Source organism: Edaphobacter flagellatus (assembly GCF_025264665.1).
GTDB lineage: Bacteria > Acidobacteriota > Terriglobia > Terriglobales > Acidobacteriaceae > Edaphobacter > Edaphobacter flagellatus.
Genome location: NZ_CP073697.1, coordinates 4,302,671 through 4,321,704 on the forward strand (window position 1 = coordinate 4,302,671; position 19,034 = coordinate 4,321,704).

The 19,034-nt window shown below is 60.2% G+C and carries 16 protein-coding genes; 8 read left to right on the forward strand and 8 right to left on the reverse strand.

Annotated features, from left to right (window positions below; all coding sequences use genetic code 11):
• Nucleotides 1-100: 100 nt before the first annotated feature.
• Both KFE13_RS17965 and cdd read right to left on the reverse strand, forming a co-directional pair.
• Nucleotides 101-1,486, reverse strand: coding sequence for a thymidine phosphorylase (locus KFE13_RS17965; protein ID WP_260704967.1), 1,386 nt, complete (start codon nucleotides 1,484-1,486; stop codon nucleotides 101-103).
• Between the two features lie 19 nt (nucleotides 1,487-1,505).
• A complete protein-coding gene (cdd, locus tag KFE13_RS17970) occupies nucleotides 1,506-1,943 on the reverse strand; it encodes a cytidine deaminase (protein ID WP_260704968.1) in 438 nt (145 codons plus the stop codon).
• A gap of 17 nt (nucleotides 1,944-1,960) precedes the next feature.
• Here cdd and KFE13_RS17975 point away from each other — a divergent pair, with 17 nt between their 5' ends.
• From KFE13_RS17975 to KFE13_RS17995, 5 genes are read left to right on the forward strand one after another with little or no spacing between them, the layout of a single operon-like run.
• Nucleotides 1,961-4,180 carry a chemotaxis protein CheA gene (locus KFE13_RS17975; RefSeq protein WP_260704969.1) on the forward strand — a complete coding sequence of 740 codons (2,220 nt, stop codon included), beginning with the start codon at nucleotides 1,961-1,963 and terminating at the stop codon, nucleotides 4,178-4,180.
• Nucleotides 4,177-4,689 (forward strand): chemotaxis protein CheW, encoded by a 513-nt coding sequence (locus KFE13_RS17980; RefSeq protein ID WP_260704970.1) that lies wholly within the window; start codon nucleotides 4,177-4,179, stop codon nucleotides 4,687-4,689. Before KFE13_RS17975 ends, KFE13_RS17980 begins: the two co-directional genes overlap by 4 nt.
• Entirely contained in the window at nucleotides 4,686-5,060 is a 375-nt protein-coding gene (locus tag KFE13_RS17985) for a response regulator (protein ID WP_260704971.1), read from the forward strand. Before KFE13_RS17980 ends, KFE13_RS17985 begins: the two co-directional genes overlap by 4 nt.
• Before the next feature lie 40 nt (nucleotides 5,061-5,100).
• Nucleotides 5,101-6,333, forward strand: coding sequence for a chemotaxis-specific protein-glutamate methyltransferase CheB (cheB, locus tag KFE13_RS17990; protein WP_260704972.1), 1,233 nt, complete (start codon nucleotides 5,101-5,103; stop codon nucleotides 6,331-6,333).
• A complete protein-coding gene (locus tag KFE13_RS17995) occupies nucleotides 6,320-7,144 on the forward strand; it encodes a CheR family methyltransferase (RefSeq protein ID WP_260704973.1) in 825 nt (274 codons plus the stop codon). The genes cheB and KFE13_RS17995 overlap by 14 nt, the downstream gene beginning before the upstream one ends.
• 9 nt (nucleotides 7,145-7,153) lie before the next feature.
• On the opposite strand, the gene KFE13_RS18000 is transcribed toward KFE13_RS17995, so the two are convergent.
• The 4 genes from KFE13_RS18000 to KFE13_RS18015 form a co-directional block, all read right to left on the reverse strand.
• The gene (locus KFE13_RS18000) at nucleotides 7,154-9,766 is read right to left on the reverse strand and encodes a transglycosylase domain-containing protein (protein ID WP_260704974.1); all 2,613 of its coding nucleotides are present in this window, start codon (nucleotides 9,764-9,766) and stop codon (nucleotides 7,154-7,156) included.
• A 42-nt stretch (nucleotides 9,767-9,808) separates the two neighbouring features.
• Entirely contained in the window at nucleotides 9,809-11,587 is a 1,779-nt protein-coding gene (locus KFE13_RS18005; protein ID WP_260704975.1) for a proline--tRNA ligase, read from the reverse strand.
• Between the two features lie 66 nt (nucleotides 11,588-11,653).
• Nucleotides 11,654-12,100: a GNAT family N-acetyltransferase gene (locus KFE13_RS18010; protein ID WP_260704976.1), complete on the reverse strand. Its 447-nt coding sequence runs from the start codon at nucleotides 12,098-12,100 to the stop codon at nucleotides 11,654-11,656.
• 30 nt (nucleotides 12,101-12,130) lie between these two features.
• A complete protein-coding gene (locus KFE13_RS18015) occupies nucleotides 12,131-13,126 on the reverse strand; it encodes a KpsF/GutQ family sugar-phosphate isomerase (protein ID WP_260704977.1) in 996 nt (331 codons plus the stop codon).
• A gap of 139 nt (nucleotides 13,127-13,265) precedes the next feature.
• Between KFE13_RS18015 and KFE13_RS18020 the strand changes: the two genes are divergently transcribed.
• The 3 genes from KFE13_RS18020 (at nucleotide 13,266) to alaC (ending at nucleotide 15,708) form a co-directional block, all read left to right on the forward strand.
• Nucleotides 13,266-13,895, forward strand: a complete 630-nt coding sequence (locus KFE13_RS18020) for a TlpA disulfide reductase family protein (protein ID WP_260704978.1) — start codon at nucleotides 13,266-13,268, stop codon at nucleotides 13,893-13,895.
• Entirely contained in the window at nucleotides 13,895-14,404 is a 510-nt protein-coding gene (locus KFE13_RS18025; RefSeq protein ID WP_260704979.1) for a protein-disulfide reductase DsbD N-terminal domain-containing protein, read from the forward strand. Before KFE13_RS18020 ends, KFE13_RS18025 begins: the two co-directional genes overlap by 1 nt.
• Before the next feature lie 119 nt (nucleotides 14,405-14,523).
• Nucleotides 14,524-15,708: an alanine transaminase gene (gene alaC, locus KFE13_RS18030; RefSeq protein WP_260704980.1), complete on the forward strand. Its 1,185-nt coding sequence runs from the start codon at nucleotides 14,524-14,526 to the stop codon at nucleotides 15,706-15,708.
• 331 nt (nucleotides 15,709-16,039) lie between these two features.
• On the opposite strand, the gene KFE13_RS18035 is transcribed toward alaC, so the two are convergent.
• Both KFE13_RS18035 and KFE13_RS18040 read right to left on the reverse strand, forming a co-directional pair.
• Nucleotides 16,040-16,819 carry a DUF3050 domain-containing protein gene (locus tag KFE13_RS18035; RefSeq protein ID WP_260704981.1) on the reverse strand — a complete coding sequence of 260 codons (780 nt, stop codon included), beginning with the start codon at nucleotides 16,817-16,819 and terminating at the stop codon, nucleotides 16,040-16,042.
• Between the two features lie 68 nt (nucleotides 16,820-16,887).
• Nucleotides 16,888-18,963, reverse strand: a complete 2,076-nt coding sequence (locus KFE13_RS18040) for a phosphocholine-specific phospholipase C (protein ID WP_260704982.1) — start codon at nucleotides 18,961-18,963, stop codon at nucleotides 16,888-16,890.
• Nucleotides 18,964-19,034: the final 71 nt, after the last annotated feature.

Sequence of the window (19,034 nt, forward strand, 5' to 3'; positions counted from 1 at the left end):
TACCAACATTATGAGTCAAATAGCGGCCGAAGCGAAGATGAATTTATTGTCTTCGGCCGCTATTTGACCGTAAAGGCTGGAGTTGCTGGAGTTACAGGGACTATTTGCCGAGCGATGCGGCTGTGATGGTTTCCCGGATCAGTGGGGCCACGGTTGGCGGCGCGTCCGCGATGACGATGGTGTCGAGCAGCATCTGCTCCGGTTCGTTGAGCAGAGCGGCGTCTTCGCTGAAGAGAGTGAAGAGCTGTTGGCCCTGTTCGATGCGGTTGCCGAGCTTGGCGTGGGACTCGATACCCGCTTGCGCGCTGACGGGATCGCCGGGTTTGGCACGGCCTGCGCCGAGCCGCTGAACGGCCCAGCCGACCTGCTTGCAGTCCATGGAGGCGAGATAGCCGGAGCGTGAAGCCTTGAGTACGCGCGTGGCGGAAGGTTTGTGGCGGGTGGCGGGTGCGTCGAAGACGCTGATGTCTCCTCCCTGGGCTTCGATGATGCGGAGCCAGGCCTTGTAGGCTTCGCCGGACTGGAGGATCTGGTCGGAGAGCTTCGCGCCCTCTTCGGGATTGCTGGCGTGGCCTGCGAGGTGCAGCATCCAACCGGAGAGGATATTGGATAGCTCGATCAGATCGGCCGACATGGGGTGACGCTTGTTCTGCATGATGTCGACGCACTCCCAGACTTCGATCCAGTTGCCGGAGAAGCGGCCGAGTGGCTCGTCCATCGAGGTGAGGAGGGCGGCGGTGCGGGTGCCGGCGGATTCGCCGGTACGAACCATCAGCTCGGCGAGGAACTTTGATTTTTCGTAGGTGGGCATGAAGGCGCCGGAGCCAACCTTGACGTCGAGAACGAGGGCGTTGAGGCTCTCGGCGAGCTTCTTGCTCATAATGCTGGCCGTGATGAGGAAGGGGGACTCGACGGTGCCGGTGTGATCGCGCAGGGCATAGAGGGTGCGGTCGGCTGGGACGATGCGCGGTGTCTGGCCGATGAGTGCTGCGCCACACTTGCGAAGCGTATCGGCGAGTTGCTGCAGATTGAGCTGCGTATTGAAGCCGGGAATGGTTTCGAGCTTGTCGAGTGTGCCGCCAGTGTGCCCGAGAGAACGGCCGCTGATCATGGGGACGCAGATGCCGGGGACTCCAGAGGTTGTTGGGTGGGCGAGACCCGCGGCGGCGAGGATGGGGGCGATGAGCAGGGATGTCTTGTCGCCGACTCCGCCGGTGGAGTGCTTGTCGATGGTGAAGGTGTGAAGCGGTGCGGCGTCGAAGGTATCGCCGGAGAAGCGCATGGCCGAGGTGAGCGTGGCAAGTTCGCGCGGGTCGAGGCCGCGAAGGAAGATCGCCATGAGAAGTGCGGCGATCTGTGCGTCGGTGACGAGCTGGCGGTCGGGAGTGCGCTCGACGATGGCGCGAACTAAGGCGCGGATTTCGTCGTCGGTGAGGGTGAGTCCGTCGCGCTTGTGAAGGATGACGTCGATGGGATGAATGTTCATGGGAGCTGAAGAGTATCAGTTATGCGTTGTCGGTATTTAAACGGAATGCGGCAGGCAGGAGATCGTGCATCGTCATGCGCGTAAGAGAGCCGTCTTGGGCAGGGAAGAAGATTTCGGTTGTTGCGGAGCTGAACTCGTGGAGGGTCTGGCGGCAGGCTCCGCAAGGCTGGCTGGAGGCGTTATTGAGGTTAGCGATGACGGCGGCGCGAACGCGGAGGGCGGGGCCGTGCAGAGCGACGGCAGCAGCGATGGCGGATTGTTCGGCACAGGTGGTGAGGCGGTAGGAGGCGTTCTCGACGTTGCAGCCGGTGACGATGTTGCCGTCTTCGAGGAGGAGGGCGGAGCCGACGCGGAAGTGGCTGTAGGGTGCGTAGGCGTTGGCGGCGACGGCGCGCGCTTTCTGCTGCAGAGCTTCGAGTTGCTTCGAAGAGATGCCCGATGTGTTGTTTTGCGACATGGGATTGAGGCTAACGGGTGCACTTTAGCGAAGGCAAGCGGACGGGGCTAACGATCTGTGTGCCTGTCTCCGATATAGAAGATGTGGACGAGCTGACGAAAGAATTCATCGCAGAGAGCCAGGAGGGTCTGGACCGCATGGAGCGGTGCCTGACCGAGCTGGAGACGAGGCCCGAGGATTGCGCCCAGCTGGTGGGTGAGATCTTCCGGGCGGTGCATACGATCAAGGGAACGACGGGATTCCTCGGGTTCTCGCGGCTGGAGAAGCTGGCGCATGCGGGTGAACATTTGCTGGGGTCGCTTCGCGAAGGAAGGATTACGGTAAGCGAAGAGCTGATCAGCGGGCTTCTGCGCCTGCTGGATGGGCTACGGGCCATTCTTGCTTTGATCGATGAGACGGGGAGCGAGGGGCAGCGCACAGGGACCGAAGATCGTGAGCTTATCGAAGAGCTGGCCGCGCTGAACAGCGAAGCGGAAGATGACCATTCGTCTGTAAACGAGCCAACGCCCATCATCATGAAGACTGCGGAGACGCACGTTGCGGCGGAGTCGCAGGCAGAGAAGACGCCAGCGGTTGCTGCCGCAGGCGCTGGCGCAAGCAACGACAAGACATTACGTATCGATGTGGATGTGCTGAACCGCATGATGAATCTGGTGGGCGAACTGGTGCTGACGCGCAACCAGATGCTGCAGAGCGGCGTGGAGTCGACGAGCTTTCCTGAGCTTGCTCGCAGGCTCGATAGCGTGACGGCCGATCTGCGTGAGACGGTGATGCAGGCACGCATGCAGCCGGTCGGCAATCTGTTCGGAAAATTTCCGCGCATGGTTCGCGATCTGGCGCGGACGTGTGGCCGCGAAGTGCGCATTGAGTTCTTCGGCCAGGAGACGGGCTTAGACAAGAGCTTGCTGGAGGCGATCAAAGATCCGCTGACGCATGCGGTGCGGAATGCGGTGGATCATGGCATCGAACCGGCGTCGGACCGCGTGCTTCGAGGCAAGCCTGCAGAGGGATGCATCACACTGAAGGCCTTCCATCAAGGAGGGTCGGTCGTCATCGAGGTTTCGGACGATGGCGGCGGAATCGCAATGGAGCGTGTTCTGGCGAAGGCCATCGAGCGCGGTCTGGTGACGGCGGAACAGGCAGCGGAGATGAGCGAGCGCGAGGCGCTGCAACTGATCTTCCTGCCAGGCTTTTCGACGGCTGCCGCGGTGACGACGGTTTCTGGCCGCGGCGTCGGTATGGATGTGGTGCGAGCCAATATTGAGAAGGTAGGCGGCAGCGTTGAGCTTGAATCGAAAGTGGGCGTCGGAACGACGTTGCGCCTGCGGGTTCCACTGACGCTGGCGATTGTGCCTGCATTGGTGGTTCGCAGTGGCGGACAGAGCTTTGCTTTGCCGCAGACGACGCTGGTGGAGCTGGTCTACATCCCGGCGCGCGATGCCTCGCAGGCCGTGGAGCGGGTGGGTGCGGCGGAGGTCTATCGTCTGCGTGGCCGCCTGCTGCCGATGGTGTGGCTTGACCGGCTGCTCGGGTTGAAGACGTCAGCTGAAGAGCACGGGTTCTACATGGCTGTGCTTGAGGCAGAGGGATGTCGCTATGGTCTGGTCGTCGATGACCTGCTCGCCCCGGAAGAGATTGTGGTGAAGCCGTTGTCGGCGGTGCTGCGCGAGGTGGGATTGTTTTCGGGAGCGACGGTGCTTGGAAATGGCGCTCTGGCGCTGATTCTCGATATCGCAGCTACTGCGGCTCGTGCGGGTGTGAAGCCTGTGGTGGAAGAAGAAGAGGAGAAGACAGCAGAGGTAAGGCAGAAGCATGAAGAGCTGTTTCTGGTTTTCGAAGACAGGGCGCGTGAGCGCACGGCGCTTCCGCTGGAACTGGTGGAGAGGATTGAGAGTGTTCCTCTGAGCCAGATTGAGTATGTGAACGGACGTGCTTTGCTGCAGTATCGCGGCGAGCTGTTACCGCTGCGTGACGATGGCCATGTGCTTGACGAACTGGAAGCGGATGGACCGCAGCATGAGGTAGCGACGGTATTGATCTGTGGCGATGCGCATGCGAAGACGGCGTCGCGCATGGGAGTTGTGGTCAGGCGTGTGCTGGATGTTTCGGATGGAGCGCTGGTGGACCAGGACAAGGCCACGGGAGGCGTGGAGATGGCGTTGGTGAAGGAGAAGCTGACGGCGGTTTACCGCGGCCTGGACGCAGAGATGACGACGGGATGGAGGGATGTGGCGTGAAGATTGTGGCGCAGGAGTTGGAGCAGATTCACGAGGACGACAGCATCTCGTTGTGCTCGATGTTTGCAGGCGATGAGAGCTTTGGCATTGATACCGGCAAGATCCGTGAGGTGCTGGGGAAGAGAGAGCTTGAGCGTGTTCCGATGGCCCCGGTGTTTGTCGCAGGCGTTGTGCCTTATCGCGGCGATGTTCTGACGGCGGTGAGCTTTCGCGCGTTGCTTGGACTTAGTGAAAGCGAGAGGCCGGGGTGCGTGCTGGTGCTGGAAGACGATGAAGGACAGGAGCGGTTTGGGCTGCTGGTGGATTCGGTCGGCGGCGTAGTGACAGTGAGCAAACGCATGCTGGAGTCGAATCCATGCACGCTGGATTCGCGATGCAAGTGGTTGTTTGATGGCGCGTACAAGATGCAATCTGGCTTGATGATTCAGCTTGACCCGCAGAAGCTGCGTCCCTCGCGCCTGGCGGAGACGGGGATGTTTCGGCATGGAGCGCCAGGAGAAGCGGCATGAGGGTGTTGATTGTGGACGATTCCAGCTTTGTGCGGGAGTACCTGCGGCATCTGCTGGACGGCATGGGCATGGCTTGCGAAGAGGCTGCGGACGGCAGTGCTGCGCTGGAGGTGCTGGCGGCGCAACGAGACCGGGAGTTCGACCTGATGCTGCTGGATGTGAATATGCCGGTCATGAACGGCCTGGAATGCGTGAAGGCGTTGCGGCAGGCGAGACTGCAGCCAGAGATGAAGGTGATGATGGTGACGACTGAGGCCGACAACAGCTTTATCCTGCGGGCTCTGGACAACGGCGCTGACGAGTTCCTGATGAAGCCGTTTACGCAGGAGAGCCTGCGCGAAAAGATGATGCTACTTGGCTTTGCGGCTTGAAGTTGGAGCGTGACGAGATCGGTTTGAGGAAAGAAGGAAGATGCAGACGGAGACTATGAGGCAGCGTCCTCTCCGGATTCTTGCCGCAGATGATTCAGCCGTGATGCGCGGCGTGATGCGAGCGCTGTTTTTGCGTCATGGCGCCGATGGACGCGGCGCCGAGTTGCCGGGCATGGAGCTTGTAGGCGCTGCGCGTGATGGCGTGGAGTGTCTGGATGCCGTCCAGCGTTTGAAGCCGGATGTGCTTGTTCTCGATCTTGAGATGCCACAGCTGAGCGGGCTGGAGGTGCTTGACCGTTTGCGCACGTCGCGGTCGATGCTGCCGGTGATTATGTGCAGCTCGCATACGGAGCGTGGAGCGCGTGCAACGCTGGATGCGCTTGCGCGCGGGGCTTCGGACTATGTGATGAAGCCTGCCGGGCAGAGAGATTTTGAAAGCGCGTTGTTCTCTCTGGCGCAGCAGCTATTGCCGCGCATTGCGGCGCTTGCTGCCGGACGCAGAGAGAACATGATTGCGGTACGTTCCGCAGCTCCTGCTTCGACGGCTGTTCAGGAGAGACGATCGGATGCGAGCCACGAACGCCGTGCTCCGCTTGAGGTGGTAGTGATTGGCGTTTCGACGGGAGGCCCGGCTGCGCTTGAGCAATTGCTGCCGCGACTATCGGAGGATTTTCCTGTGCCGGTGCTGATTGTGCAGCACATGCCGAAGCTTTTTACGGGCGTGCTGGCAGAGCGATTAGGCAGAATCTGTCCGCTGAGAGTGGAGGAGGCCTATCACGGGGCGCAGATCAGGCCGGGGACGATATGGCTGGCTCCAGGAGATGCGCATATGGAGGTGATGCCGCAGGCTCTGAGCAACTGGGATGCCGTCAGACCTGCGCGCGGTGCGGCTATCAAGCTGCACTGGCAGGAGCCGCTGCATCACTGCCGGCCAGCGGTGGATTATCTTTTTCATTCGGCTGCGAGGTTGTATGGCGCGGGTTCTCTGGCGCTGGTGCTGACGGGGATGGGCTCGGATGGATTGGATGGCGCACGCGCGATTCATGCACAGGGAGGCGTCGTACTGGCGCAGGATGAGGCGACTTCGGCGGTCTGGGGGATGCCGGGCCGCGTGGCGGAGTCGGGCATCGCTGCGGCAACGCTGCCGCTTCAGGCACTGGCGCGTGAGGTGAATCAGTGGGTGCGTACAGGACGTCCTGCCAGAGAGACGGAGGCGCTGCGCGTAACGAACCACGCGCGTACGCGTGGGGAGGTAGCGCATGGGCTGTTCTGACGCGGATTACAGTTATTTACGCGATCTGGTATTGCAGCAGTCGGCGAATTTGATTGATCCGTCTCGCAATGCGCTATTCGATACCAGGTTGACGCCGGTGGTGCAGATGGCCGGTGCATCGAGCGTGAAAGACCTGGTGAAGATGCTGCGCACGAATCGTCCGGCGCATCTGCATCGTGCAGTGGCCGAGGCAATGACGATCAATGAGACGAGCTTCTTTCGTGACGTGAAGCCATATGAGCTTTTGCGCAGAACGATTCTGCCGCGGCTGATGGAGGAGAAGAAAAAAGAGCGGCGTCTGCGGATATGGAGCGCAGCGAGCTCGACCGGGCAGGAGGCGTACAGCATGGCGATGCTGATGCTTTCGCATTTCCCGGAGCTTGCGGATTGGGATGTGAAGATTGTCGGAACGGACATTTCGCGCCGCGTTGTCGAGTATGCGAAGCGTGGGCGGTATAGTCGTCTTGAAGTGAACCGGGGTTTGCCTGCGGGGATGTTATTGCGCTACATGGTGCGCGATGGAGAAGAGTGGGAGATCAGTGCGCAGGTGCGTGCGATGTGTGAGTTTCATTGCGCGAATCTCTGTATGCCGCTTTCCTTTCTGCCGGTCTTCGATCTGGTGCTGTTGCGGAATGTGCTGCTGTATTTTTCGCAGCAGGACAGAAGCACGGTCTTCCGCCATGTGCATCGGCAGATGGCGCGCGAGGGGTATCTGCTGCTGGGGAATGCAGAGCAGGCGGACGAATCGACGGACCAGTTTGCGGTGGAGTTCTCTACGAATGAAAGCTCGTACTTCTACCGGCCTGCGTGAAGAAGAGGTTTATTGAGGAGGCTGCTGTGCGGGTTGCTGCTCTTTTTTCTTGTCGCCTCCGCCACCGAAGATCTTCTGGAAGATGTTCTTTTTCTTTTGTGGCTGCGGTTCTGCTGGCTGCGGCAGTGCGGGCTCGGCATCGGTTCCATGCGGGGCATGGGACACCGGCTGACTGACGGGAGGCTCGGCGGGTTGCGGTTCTGGAGACGCATGTCCGCCGAGACCGAAGAGCTTCTGGAAGAAGTTCTGCGGATTCTCGTTCATCTGGCTGCAGGAGCCGGTCGGTGCGGTGCCATCGAGAAAGGCTGCGTATAGGTTTTTCTCGGGGCAGCTGGAGTCGGCGAGCAGGCCGGAGACGCGGTCGATGCGCGCGACGGTGATGCCTGAAGGCGGCGAGAAGGACTTGACGTCGGAGTACTGGGGAAGCTGGATGGCCCGCTTCATGAACTCGGTCCAGATGGGAGCAGCGGCGTCGGCGCCCTGGAGCTTGATGTCGGTGTAGTCGTCGTTGCCGACCCAGACGACACAGAGCAGGGTGGAGGTGTAAGCAGCGAACCAGGCATCGTGCTCGGTGCCGGTCTTACCGGCAGCCGGTGCGGTAAAGCCGCGTCCGCGTACGCCAGCGGCGGTGCCGTAGTTCATCACACCTTCCATGAGGGACTGGGTGAGAAAGGCGACGCGGGGATCGAGAACCTGCTTGGCTTCCGGCGAGTAGTCGGCGACGATGTCGCCGGAGGAGTTGCGCACGGAGGCAAGCATCCACGGATTGATGTGGACGCCATTGTTGGCGAAGACCGTGTATGCACCCGCCATATCGATAGGCGTGGCGTTGTAGGTTCCAATGGCCATGGAAGGGGTGCCCCGCGCATTGGTGATGCCTGCAGAGCGGGCGAGCGCGGCGACGTTGTTGTAGCCGACCTGTTGCGCAAGGGCGATAGTCGCGATGTTCAGCGAGTGCGCGAGGGCATCGGCGGCGGTGACCATGCCAGGGTATTCGCCCTTGACGAAGTTGCCGGGTATATAGGACTTGCCCCCGGTTCCGAAGTCTTGAGGATCGTCGTTGATCTTGGTAACAGCGGTGAAGGGGCCGTTGCCGTCGAGGTTGGTTCCGTTCAACGAGGTGTTATAAGCGGCTGCATAAACAAAGGGTTTGAAGATCGAACCCGTCGGGCGCTGGGCGACAGCATGATTGAGCTGCGAGGTCGCATAGTTTCTTCCGCCGACGAGAGCGAGAATCTGGCCGGTGTGGGGATTGAGAGCAATGAGCGCAACCTGCGGGTAGGTGATGGGGCCATTGTCCTGCTTGCGGGCGTAACGCTTACGCACAAGTTCGTCGACGCTCTTCATGCCGAGCTCAACAGCTTCTGAGGCGACCTGCTGCAACTCAGGATCGAGCGAGGTATAGATGCGCAGGTTCTGGTGCGCGAGGTCCTGATCGTTGATGCGCTGAACAAGCTGATCGTGGACCATGTCGACGAAGTAGGGAGCTTCGCTGGCCTCGACGTTGGGGGCAGCGAGCTTCAATGGCTCGGCCTTGGCATGCGTGGCCTCGCTGGGCGTGATGGCGTTGGTTTCGACCATCGAGTCGAGGACGATATTGCGGCGGGCCAGTGCGCGTTCGGGATGGCGATACGGATTGAGGCGGCTGGGGCTCTGAATCATGCCGGCCAGCATGGCGCACTCGGCTGTATCGAGCTGCTTCATGTCTTTGCCGAAGAAGGCCTGTGAAGCCTCGCCAAAGCCATTGATGTCATAGCTGCCGCGATGCCCCAGGTTGATCTGGTTGGCGTAAATCTCGAAGATCTGCTGCTTGGTGAAGCGTGCCTCGAGCTGAAAGGCGACGAGAATCTGGGTGAGCTTGTACTTGATGAACTCCAGCTTGTTGGAGCGGTTGGGCTCGACGAAGAGCAGCTTCGCCAGCTGCATGGTCAGGGTCGATCCGCCCCCGCGCACTTTGCGGTCGCCGATCATGTCGTGCCAGATCCAGCCGAGCATGCTGACGTAGTTAATGCCGCCGTGCTCGAAGAATCTGCGATCTTCGATGGCCAGCACGGACTGCACCATGCGCGGAGGGATGTCTTTGTAGGTGACAAGCAGCCTCTTGGTGCGGCTGTTGTCTTCGGAGAGTGCCGTAATGAGCTGCGGTTCCAGCTCATAGGCGCTTAGTTCCGCGCTGTTCTCCGCAGTGATCTTCTGCACGACGCCACCTGAGGTGGAGATGGTTGCGCCGTCGGTGGTGTGATAGCTCTCCGGGCCAGGCTTGATAAAGATGCTGTCGCCGTTGAGCTGGTAGGTGCCAAGCTGCGGATTGCTGTTGTAGCCCGCGCGCCGGAGGTCGGAGGCAATGGCAGAGGCAGTCAACTTCTGTCCGTCGCGCACTTCGCGGGGAGCAGCATAGATCTGCGAGACGTTGGCGAAGATGGGGCCGTTTTTCAGGCGATCGTCAACGATGCGCTCGTACTTGAAGTAGAGATAGCCAAAGAAGGCGACTGCGATCACAAGGCAACCGAGCACGGCGACAAGCGCCATGCGCACGAAGCGGTTTTCAAGATGTAACCGCTCGATCAGGCTGGTTCGCGTATTGCTCGATTTGCTGCTGCCGTATTTGAGTTTGACGGGCAAAGTGCTCTTTCTATAAGACGCTTAGATGGCCAAAACCGGGGATCAGGGTTGCAACCGGGATGTTACCTGTTTGGCAACCGTTGCTGCTACGGCATCGAGTGCAACCTCTTGCATAGTGCCTGCGAGACGATCGACAACCTCAACCTTGCCCTCAGCAACGCCGCGTCCAATATTGATTCGATAGGGGATACCAATGAGGTCGGCGTCCTTGAACTTGACGCCCGCACGCTCATCACGATCGTCCAGAAGGACATCGATGCCTGCGGCTTCGAGTTCTGCTGCAATTTTTTCACCTGCGGCGAGCAGGTTGGCTTCCGCGACATTGGTGATGGTAACGACAGTCTGGAAGGGAGCGATCGCCGGATGCAGCGCATAAGCCGAGCCATTGTTCGCGGCGGCGGAGGATTCGATGGCAGCGGTGAGGATGCGCTCGATGCCGATGCCGTAGCTGCCCATGATCGGCGTGACTTCCTTGCCGTCGCGGTTGAGGACAGAGGCTCCCATGGACTTCGAATACTTGTAGCCGAGCTTGAAGATGTGGCCGATCTCGACGGCTTTGCCGAGACGCAGCGGCTCACCGTTGATGGGATCTGGCTCGCCTTCATTGATGTTGCGAACGTCGGCGGTCAGCGTCGGCTTGAAATCGCGCATCGGCGTGACATTGCGGAGGTGGTACTCCTCTTTGTTGGCCCCGGCGATAAGGTTGGTGCGACCTTCGAGAGCCTTGTCGAGAATGACGAGCGTGCCCGGCTTCTTCGGATGCGGCGCAGCCTCCACGCCGATGGGGCCGAGGTAGCCTGCCGGAGCCTTGAAGATTTCGATGATCTCTTCCGGCGTCATCGGACGCAGTTCACCGCCTGCAAGCGCTGCGAGCTTGGCTTCGTTGAGCGAGTGATCTCCGCGCAGGAAGATGACCACCGGGCGCACAGCGCCGAGCTTGTCGTGGTCGGCCTTCGGCAGATCAACGATGTAAGCCATCGTTTTGATCTGATGCTGCGGCTGGACGTTGAGAAATGCGCCGACCTCTTCAATCGTGCGCTGGCCCGGCGTGTGGACGAGCTCGGGCGAGCCGTCGCCGGTGGCTGCAAGGTCTTCGACCGGGGCGAGTTTGGAAGTGGCCTTCTCGAGATTGGCGGCATAGCCGGACGGAGCGCTGGCGATCAGGTCTTCGCCTGCCTCGGTGTAGACCATGAACTCCTGCGAGGCGGAGCCGCCCATGGCTCCGGAGTCGGCTTCGACGGCAACGAACTGAAGACCGCAGCGGGTGAAGATGCGGCGATAGGCTTTGTCGTGTTTGTTGTAACTCTCATCGAGGCCCGCCTCGTCGATGTCGAACGAGTAGGCGTCCTTCATGATGAACTGACGCACGCGCAACAAGCCGGACTTCGGCCGTGGCTCGTCGCGGAACTTGGTTTGAATCTGATACCAGATCTGCGGAAGCTGTTTGTAGCTGCGCAGCTCGTTGCGCGCGATGGAGGTCATCACCTCTTCGTGCGTCATGCCAAGGCACAGGTCGGCGCCTTTGCGGTCCTTCAGGCGGAACATGTTGTCGCCCATAACCTGCCAGCGGCCGGACTCTTCCCATATCTCGCGCGGATTCAGCGCGGGCAGCAGAAACTCCTGTCCGATCTTGTCCATCTCCTGGCGCACGATGCCGACAATCTTGTTGATCGACCGGTTGCCGAGAAAGAGATAGCTGTAGATGCCTGCGCCGAGCTGGCGGATATAACCGGCGCGCAGCAGCAGCTTGTGACTGGCAACTTCGGCGTCTGCAGGAGCTTCACGAAGGGTGGGAATGAAGAGTTGGGACCAGCGATGCATGGGTTCTGTGATGACCTTTTCTGTCCGTTATGTTGATTGCTTTTTATTCTAACTTCCAGCGACCGCTTATGTGTTCAAGGAGAGGCGATAGCGGCACTTCCTGGGATGACCCTTCTGATGGATGATGCAGTCCTTGGGCACATCGACGATCTCAATGAGCTCCGCTCCTGTTAGCTCAAGCGTTCTGCGCGAGGCGATGTTCTCCGGATCACATGTAATCCATACCGGATCGATTCCTAAGTTCGCGGCTAATGGCATCAGCAGACGAACAGCACGAGCGGCATAGCGATGGCCGCGGTGCTCGGGCAAGACGCTATAGCCAATGTGGCCGGCATACATTTCGACATGCTTCGTCGAGCCGATCCTCAGACGAGCATTGCCCATCGTCTCGCCGGAGATGGCATGAGTTAGCAGAAACTGATAGGTCGGGACATGGTGCGTTATGTCTAATTCGAAGCGATCGAGACGCAGCAAGAGGTCTTGATCACGAAGCTCGCCTGGCAGAATGGGCATTTTCAGCGGAGAGTCCACATGCACCCCCGGCTAGATGAGTTCCAGCGTCCACAGATCGTGCAGGTGCAGAACTCCTTCGGCACGGCCTTCGGGAGAGGTGACGATCAGCGAGGTGATCTTCTTCTCCTCCATCAGAGCGAGTGCAGAAGAGGCAAAGGCGGAGGCTGCGATGGTGATGGGGTGCGGGTTCATGATCTCGGCGGCAGTGTGGTCGAGCGCGCGTCCCCCGTCGCGCTCCAGCAGGCGGCGCAGGTCGCCGTCGGAGATCATGCCGAGCAGGAGGTTGTCTGTGTCGAGCACGGTGGTCATGCCAAGCTTGCGACGCGACATCTCGTAGATGACCTGCGGCATGGGCGTTGCGGGCAGGACGCGGGGCAAAGCGTCGCCGGTGTGCATCAGCTCGCCCACGCGAGCCAGGCGCTTGCCCAGCCTTCCGCCGGGATGCAGCTCGGCGAAGTCTTCGGGCTTCCATCCGCGGCGCTGGCTGACTTCGAGGGCGAGGGCATCGCCGAGGGCGAGCATGACGGTTGTGGAGGCTGTGGGCGCGAGATTGTGCGGGCAGGCTTCGGTGGAGACGCTGGTATCGAGGACGACATCGCTGGCCTGAGCCAGCGTTGATGCTGCCGCACCGCAGAAGGTAATGAGCTTGTCGGCCAGCCGCTTGAGGAGAGGAAGGAGGCGCAGAAGCTCCTCGGTTTCGCCGCTGGCGGAGAGGACGATGACGGTGTCACCGTGCGAGAGCATACCGAGGTCGCCATGTACGGCTTCGGAGGGATGGAGGTAATGTGCGGGTGTCCCGGTGGAGCGTAGTGTGGCGGCCAGCTTGCGGGCGATAATGCCGCTCTTGCCGATGCCGGTTACGACGACACGGTTCTGGTGCGCGATGGAATTGAGGAGCAGCTCAACGGCCTGGTTGAAGGCGGTGAGCATGGGGCCATCGAGGCGAAGAGCAAGCTCGTTGAGCGCTGCGGCTTCGATGCGAACGAAATCGGACGGGCGCGCGGAGGTGAGATTTGTGTCGGACATCTTTGACCTTATTGAGGTTAGCAGAGCAGAGCCGATGCATAGCTGCGCCCACGAAACGAGCTTTGCGTCTAAACTGAAAGAGACAGCCTGTTTGCGGCAAATCACTGCCGGTAACGCAGGCGGAAGGGCGTAGGCGGCGATGCGGAGAGTTCTGATTCTGAGCGTGATGGTGGTGGGCATCGCGCTGTTGCTGTGGGCGGGCTGGCACAACCTGCGCGAGCGCAGGCTGGCCATGCAGCAGGCCCGCGACCGGCAGGTGGTGCTGATTCCTGAAAAGCAGGGCGAGGCCGGGGAGCAGGCAGGTGAGATGCCAGTGATGCGCGGCAAGGCTGCTCCCGCGTTTGCGCTGACGAGTCTTGAGGGGAAAAAGGTTTCGCTGGCCGACTACAAAGGCCGTCCGGTGCTGGTGAACTTCTGGGCGACATGGTGCGGGCCGTGCAAGGTGGAGATGCCGTGGTTCGAACAGTTCCGCAAGCAGTATGCTGCGCAGGGTTTTGAGATTCTCGGCCTGGCGGATGACGTGGATGCAGGCAAGGATGCAATCGCTAAGGTTGCTTCAAAAGCTGGTGTTACGTATCCGATTCTGCTGACGGATGGCAAGGTGCAGACGGCTTACGGCGGCCTGGACGTTCTGCCGATGTCGTTCTATGTGGACCGCAACGGCGTGATTGTGGAGCAGACTGCAGGACTTGGCTCGAAGGATCAGATTGAGGCGAATATCAGGAAGACGATTGCATCGGGCGCGCCGTCTCAGGCAGGTGGACAGTGATGCGAAGGCTTCTGCTCGGTATATCGCTGGCTGGTCTGTCGATGGGTGTTGCTGCGGCGCAGTCAGGATCGCTGACTTCTTCGGTTGTGAAGACGAAGCAGTACATTGTGTTTGCTTCGGATGAGCAGGTTGTGACGGCGGGGAAGAAGAGCACTGTAGAGCTGCACTTCAAGGTCAACGATGGATTTCATGTGAACTCGCACACGCCGAAATCGGAGCTGCTGATTCCGACGAATCTGACGTTGCAGCCAGCGGCCGGTGTTACGGCATCGGCAGTGGAGTATCCCGCGGGAACGGCTTTCAGCTTTAGTTTTGAGCCGGGCGAGAAGCTGGATGTTTATACAGGAACGTTCACGGTGAAGATTCCTGTGGTTGCTGCGGCGGGTTCGCACACGGTTCAGGGTGTTCTGCATTACCAGGCGTGCGATAACGCGGCGTGTTATCCGCCGAAGAGCCTTCCGGTGGAGTTCGTGTTAACGGCGAAGGCTGCGGGAGCGCTGGCGCGATAGCCTTTGCGGCCTGATTCATCAAGGGTGGCAAAGGCGATTCCCGAGCGCAATCCACAGCCGCTGCGGCAAGACGCGGTGGCATGATGAAGCGAGTTCCACCAGACAAAAGAGCTGAGGCAATGGAAGAGTTCAGAAGGCTGACCAGACTACCCGCGTATGTTTTCAACATCACCAGCGAGATGAAGGCTGCGGCTCGCAAGCGGGGTGAAGACATTATCGACTTCGGGATGGGAAATCCCGATGGCGCGACGCCAAAGAATATCGTCGACAAGCTGATTGAGGCGGCGCAGAAGACGCAGACGCATCGCTATTCACTTTCGCGAGGCATTCCGCGGCTGCGGCGCGCGATTTCGAACTGGTACAAGACGCGCTATAACGTCGATATCGACCCCGAAACCGAGGCGATCGTGACGATCGGCTCGAAGGAGGGCATCGCGCATCTTTGTCTGGCGGTGCTCGACGATGCGGACACGGTTGCGGTGCCGAATCCGAGCTATCCGATTCACATCTTCGGGCCGGTGATTGCGGGCTCGCGGGTGCAGAGCATCAATATTGCGGATGCGGCCAATGCAGACGATATTCTGGCGCGGCTCGAGGCGGAGCTGCCGAAGATGAATCCGCGTCCGAAGCTGCTGATTCTGAACTTTCCGTCGAATCCGACGGCGCAGACGGTCGATCTCGCTTTCTTCGAGCGCGTGGTGGCGCTGTGCAAGGAGCTGGGTATCTACCTTATCCACGATCTTGCGTATGCGGACCTGGTGTTCGACGGCTATCGTGCGCCGAGCGTGCTGGAGGTTCCGGGCGCGAAGGATATTGCAGTCGAGTTCTTCACGTTGTCGAAGAGCTACAACATGCCCGGCTGGCGTGTGGGCTTCATGGTAGGGAACAAGAAGCTGGTGTATGCGCTGGGGCGGATCAAGAGCTACTTCGACTATGGGACGTTTACGCCGATCCAGGTGGCTTCGATCCAGGCGCTGGAAGGGCCGCAGGAGTGCGTAAAAGAGATTGTCGATAACTACAAGGCGCGGCGCGATGTTCTGGTGCCGGGGTTGAACAAGCTGGGCTGGCCGGTCGAGCTGCCGAAGGCGACCATGTTTGCCTGGGCGAAGATTCCGGAGCGGTATCGTGCGCTGGGCTCGATTGAATTCTCAAAGAAGCTGCTGACGGAGGCGAAGGTTGCGGTATCGCCGGGTGTCGGTTTTGGCGAGCATGGAGACGGTCATGTGCGCTTTTCGTTGATTGAGAACGAGGAGCGGACGCGGCAGGCGCTTCGCGGCATCAAGCAGATGTTCCGCAATGGCTGACCCCCTCCCCTTATGATTTGCGTAAAGTATTCATAAGTCGATGCTTATTTGTAAAGTATTCAAAACAGATGGGTTACCGCTTCGAAGCGGTAACCCATCTGTTTTTCTCGTCTACTTCTTCTATTGTGACAGATTAGATGGGGTAAATCGGCACTCGATAAACAACATGGAATGAATGGGATAAGCCATTTTGGCACTTGACAGGGTTGGGAGTGGCGGGTGCGGTCAGGCCGAGCGTCTCGCAGGTGCGGCATCCTGCGAAATCCTCGGTTCCCCTTCGACCCGCTTGGCTTGCTCAGGAAGAGAGGTGCCGGTTGAGGGGCTGAAGAGACTAGCTGCTGCGGATGCGAGTGTGGATGCCGTCCCACAGGGCGATACGGGCTTCCAGCGCTTCGGCGGCGGTTTCTGCGGCCTCGGCCCAGTGCTGTGGGGTGGGGCAGAGGTGGCGCATCATGGCGAGCGCCTTGGGACCGTGCTCGTCGCCGTCGAGTTCGATGTGGCGCTCGAGGTAGAAGCGGAAGGGAGCAATGCGTCCGGGGAGTTGGTTGTCGAGGTTGCGGATGAACTGCGTGAACATCTCGGGGATGAGGTCTTCGCGGCCGAAGGTGAAGGCGGCAGCGATGCGGTGGGGCTGTCCGGTCGCGATGATCTGGAAGGTGGTGCGCACGAAGGCTGCGGCTTCGGAGGGGATGGCGGCGAGGGCTTGGTCGAGGGGCGTGCCGGAGGCGAGCGAGGCGAGGAGGGCGTTCATAGGGGCGATGTCGGCGCCGCAGCTCTGCATGGCGTGGAGGTAGAGCTCGTAGTGGGAGAGAGGCTGACCCTGGTACTCGTCGCTCTCCTCGCCGAGGACGATCTCGTTGATGAGACGGCGGGAGACGGGGTCGGCGGAGGGAGTCCATGGCACATCGACGCAGGTGAGGTTGCACTGGAGGGCTTTGAGGAGCGACATAAAGTCCCAGACAGCGTAGACGTGCGACTGCATGAAGAGGTGCAGCGCTTCGAGGGAATGGATGGAGCGGTAGAGAGAGTGATTTGTAAGGGCGGTTTGAAGCGGAACGAGGGAGGAGAGGAGGCCGGCTTCGGTGGTGGGTGTTTCGATTGATGCGGGCATTGCTTCTATTTTAGCGGGGAGATGGAGCGGGCCTCGAGAAATGCGAGGCCCGCTTCTTTTTTTCAAGCTTATTGTTTTACGACTGCGATGGCCGGGTCGGTCATGCTGTCTTCGTCCGTTTCCACATGGCCGGCGATGCGTTGCTGGAAGGTGGAGTCGGAGTCGACTTCGACGATGAAGTCGTACCAGCCGTAAGTTTTTTTGAGGTTCCAGTATTTATTGAGCGATTCACCGGATTCGATCTTGTGGGAGATTTTTTCGCCGGTGTAGACATCGGTGATGCTGATCTGAGTTGTTGCGGAGCAGTTGGTGATCTCGAGTGAGATGGCTGCGTGGTCGTCGTTGTTGCGCGTGTGGACTTCGAGGTTTGCCTTGCCCTCGCCGGAGAAGCTTCCTTTGAAGGAGCGGAGGAATCCGTTTGGGCCGTAGACCGAAAGATCATAGGCGTTCTGGTTGTTTGTCCATTGATCGGAGACTTCGGCATAAGGCCCGACAGTATAGGTCCATGGGCCGGTTTGTGTGTTGCCGGAGCGCACGTGATAGACGATAGCGGCTTTGCCGGTATTGCCGAAGGTAAGGGAGACGGCGTTGTTTTTGACGTGTCCGTGGACGAATGGCCGGTAGGGGAGAGCGCGTGCGGGACGTGTTCCGGGTTCCTGTACGGGCATGGTCTGATCGGTTGGCGGAGCTGGTTTGTAGTCGGGATGCTTTTTGTTGTCGGGCGGGAGATAGGCAACGGTGCTGGGTAGCGGAACCGTTGCTGCGTTTGGTGTAGCGAAGTTGAAAGCGGAGGTAAGATCTCCGGCGACGGCGCGACGCCAGGGGGTTATGTTGGGTTCCTTGATTCCGGAATGCTGTCTGCCGAAGCGTCGTTCGATGAAGCGGATGAGTGAGGTGTGGTCGAAGACCTCGGAGTTAACCCAGCCGCCTTTGCTCCACGGAGAGATGACGACCATGGGAACGCGCATGCCGAGGCCGTAGGGGCCTGCGGGATAGGTAGCGCTGCCGGGGAAGATTTCGTTGGTGATGGGGACGGTGGAGATGCCTTGTGTGCGGGTTTGTGGCGGGACGGGTGGAGGCATGTGATCGAAGAAGCCGTCGTTCTCGTCGTACATGAGGAAGAAGACGGTCTTGCTCCAGACGTCGGGATTGGCGGTGAGGATATCGAGGATTTGCGAGACGTACCAGGCGCCGTAGTTGGCGGGCCAGTTGGGGTGTTCGGTGTAGGCTTCGGGAGCGGCGATCCACGAGACCTGCGGGAGATTGCCGGAGGAGACGTCCTGCTTGAAGATGTCGAAGAGCGTGCCGCCCTTGAGGATGTTGGTGCCGGTTCGAGCCTTGTCGGCGAGAGGCGAGCCCTGCGGTGCGTTCTGGTACTGGTGAAAGTAGAGCAGTGAGTTGTCGCCGTAGTTGCCGATGTAGGCGTTGTCGCCGGTCCATCCCCAAGAGCCCGTTGCGTCGAGACCTTCTCCGATGTCCTGATAGATCTTCCAGGAGATGCCGGCTTTTTCGAGCAGCTCGGGGTAGGTGGACCAGTCGTAGCCGGCTTCGGCGTTGTCGATGACGGGGCCGCCGTTCTTGCCGTCGTTGCCGACCCATCCGGTCCACATGTGGTAGCGGTTGGGGTCGGTGGGTCCGAGGAGCGAGCAGTGGTAGGCGTCGCAGACGGTAAAGGCATCGGCAAGGGCGTAGTGGAAGGGGATGTCACTGCGCGTGAGGTAAGCCATGGTGGTGGAGCCCTTCTGCGGCACCCACTGGTCGTTGTTGCCGTGATTCCAGGCGGCGTGCGTGGTGTCCCAGTCGTGGGCGAGGTCTTCGAGGAACTGCAGGCCGAGGTTGGGTGCTCCTGGGTGGAAGGGAAGGACATAGTTGTTGCCGTTGCTGGGCTGCTGCCAGACGGGGTTTCCATTGGCGAGGGTGACGGCGCGGGGGTCGCCGAAGCCGCGGACGCCGCGGAGGGTGCCGAAGTAGTGATCGAAGGAACGGTTCTCCTGCATCATGAAGACGATGTGCTCGACATCTTCGATGGAGCCGGTGCGGTTGTTGGCGGGGATTTCCAGAGCGCGGGCGATGCTGGAAGGGAAGGACGCGGTGACGGCACCTGCAGCGAGGAGCTGCAGAAAGGAGCGGCGGTCAGTTGCCATGGGGAGCCTCGCAAAAGGAAGTGATAACTGCTGAGCGAGGCTAGTGGGCGTTTATTTCGAAGAGGTGACAA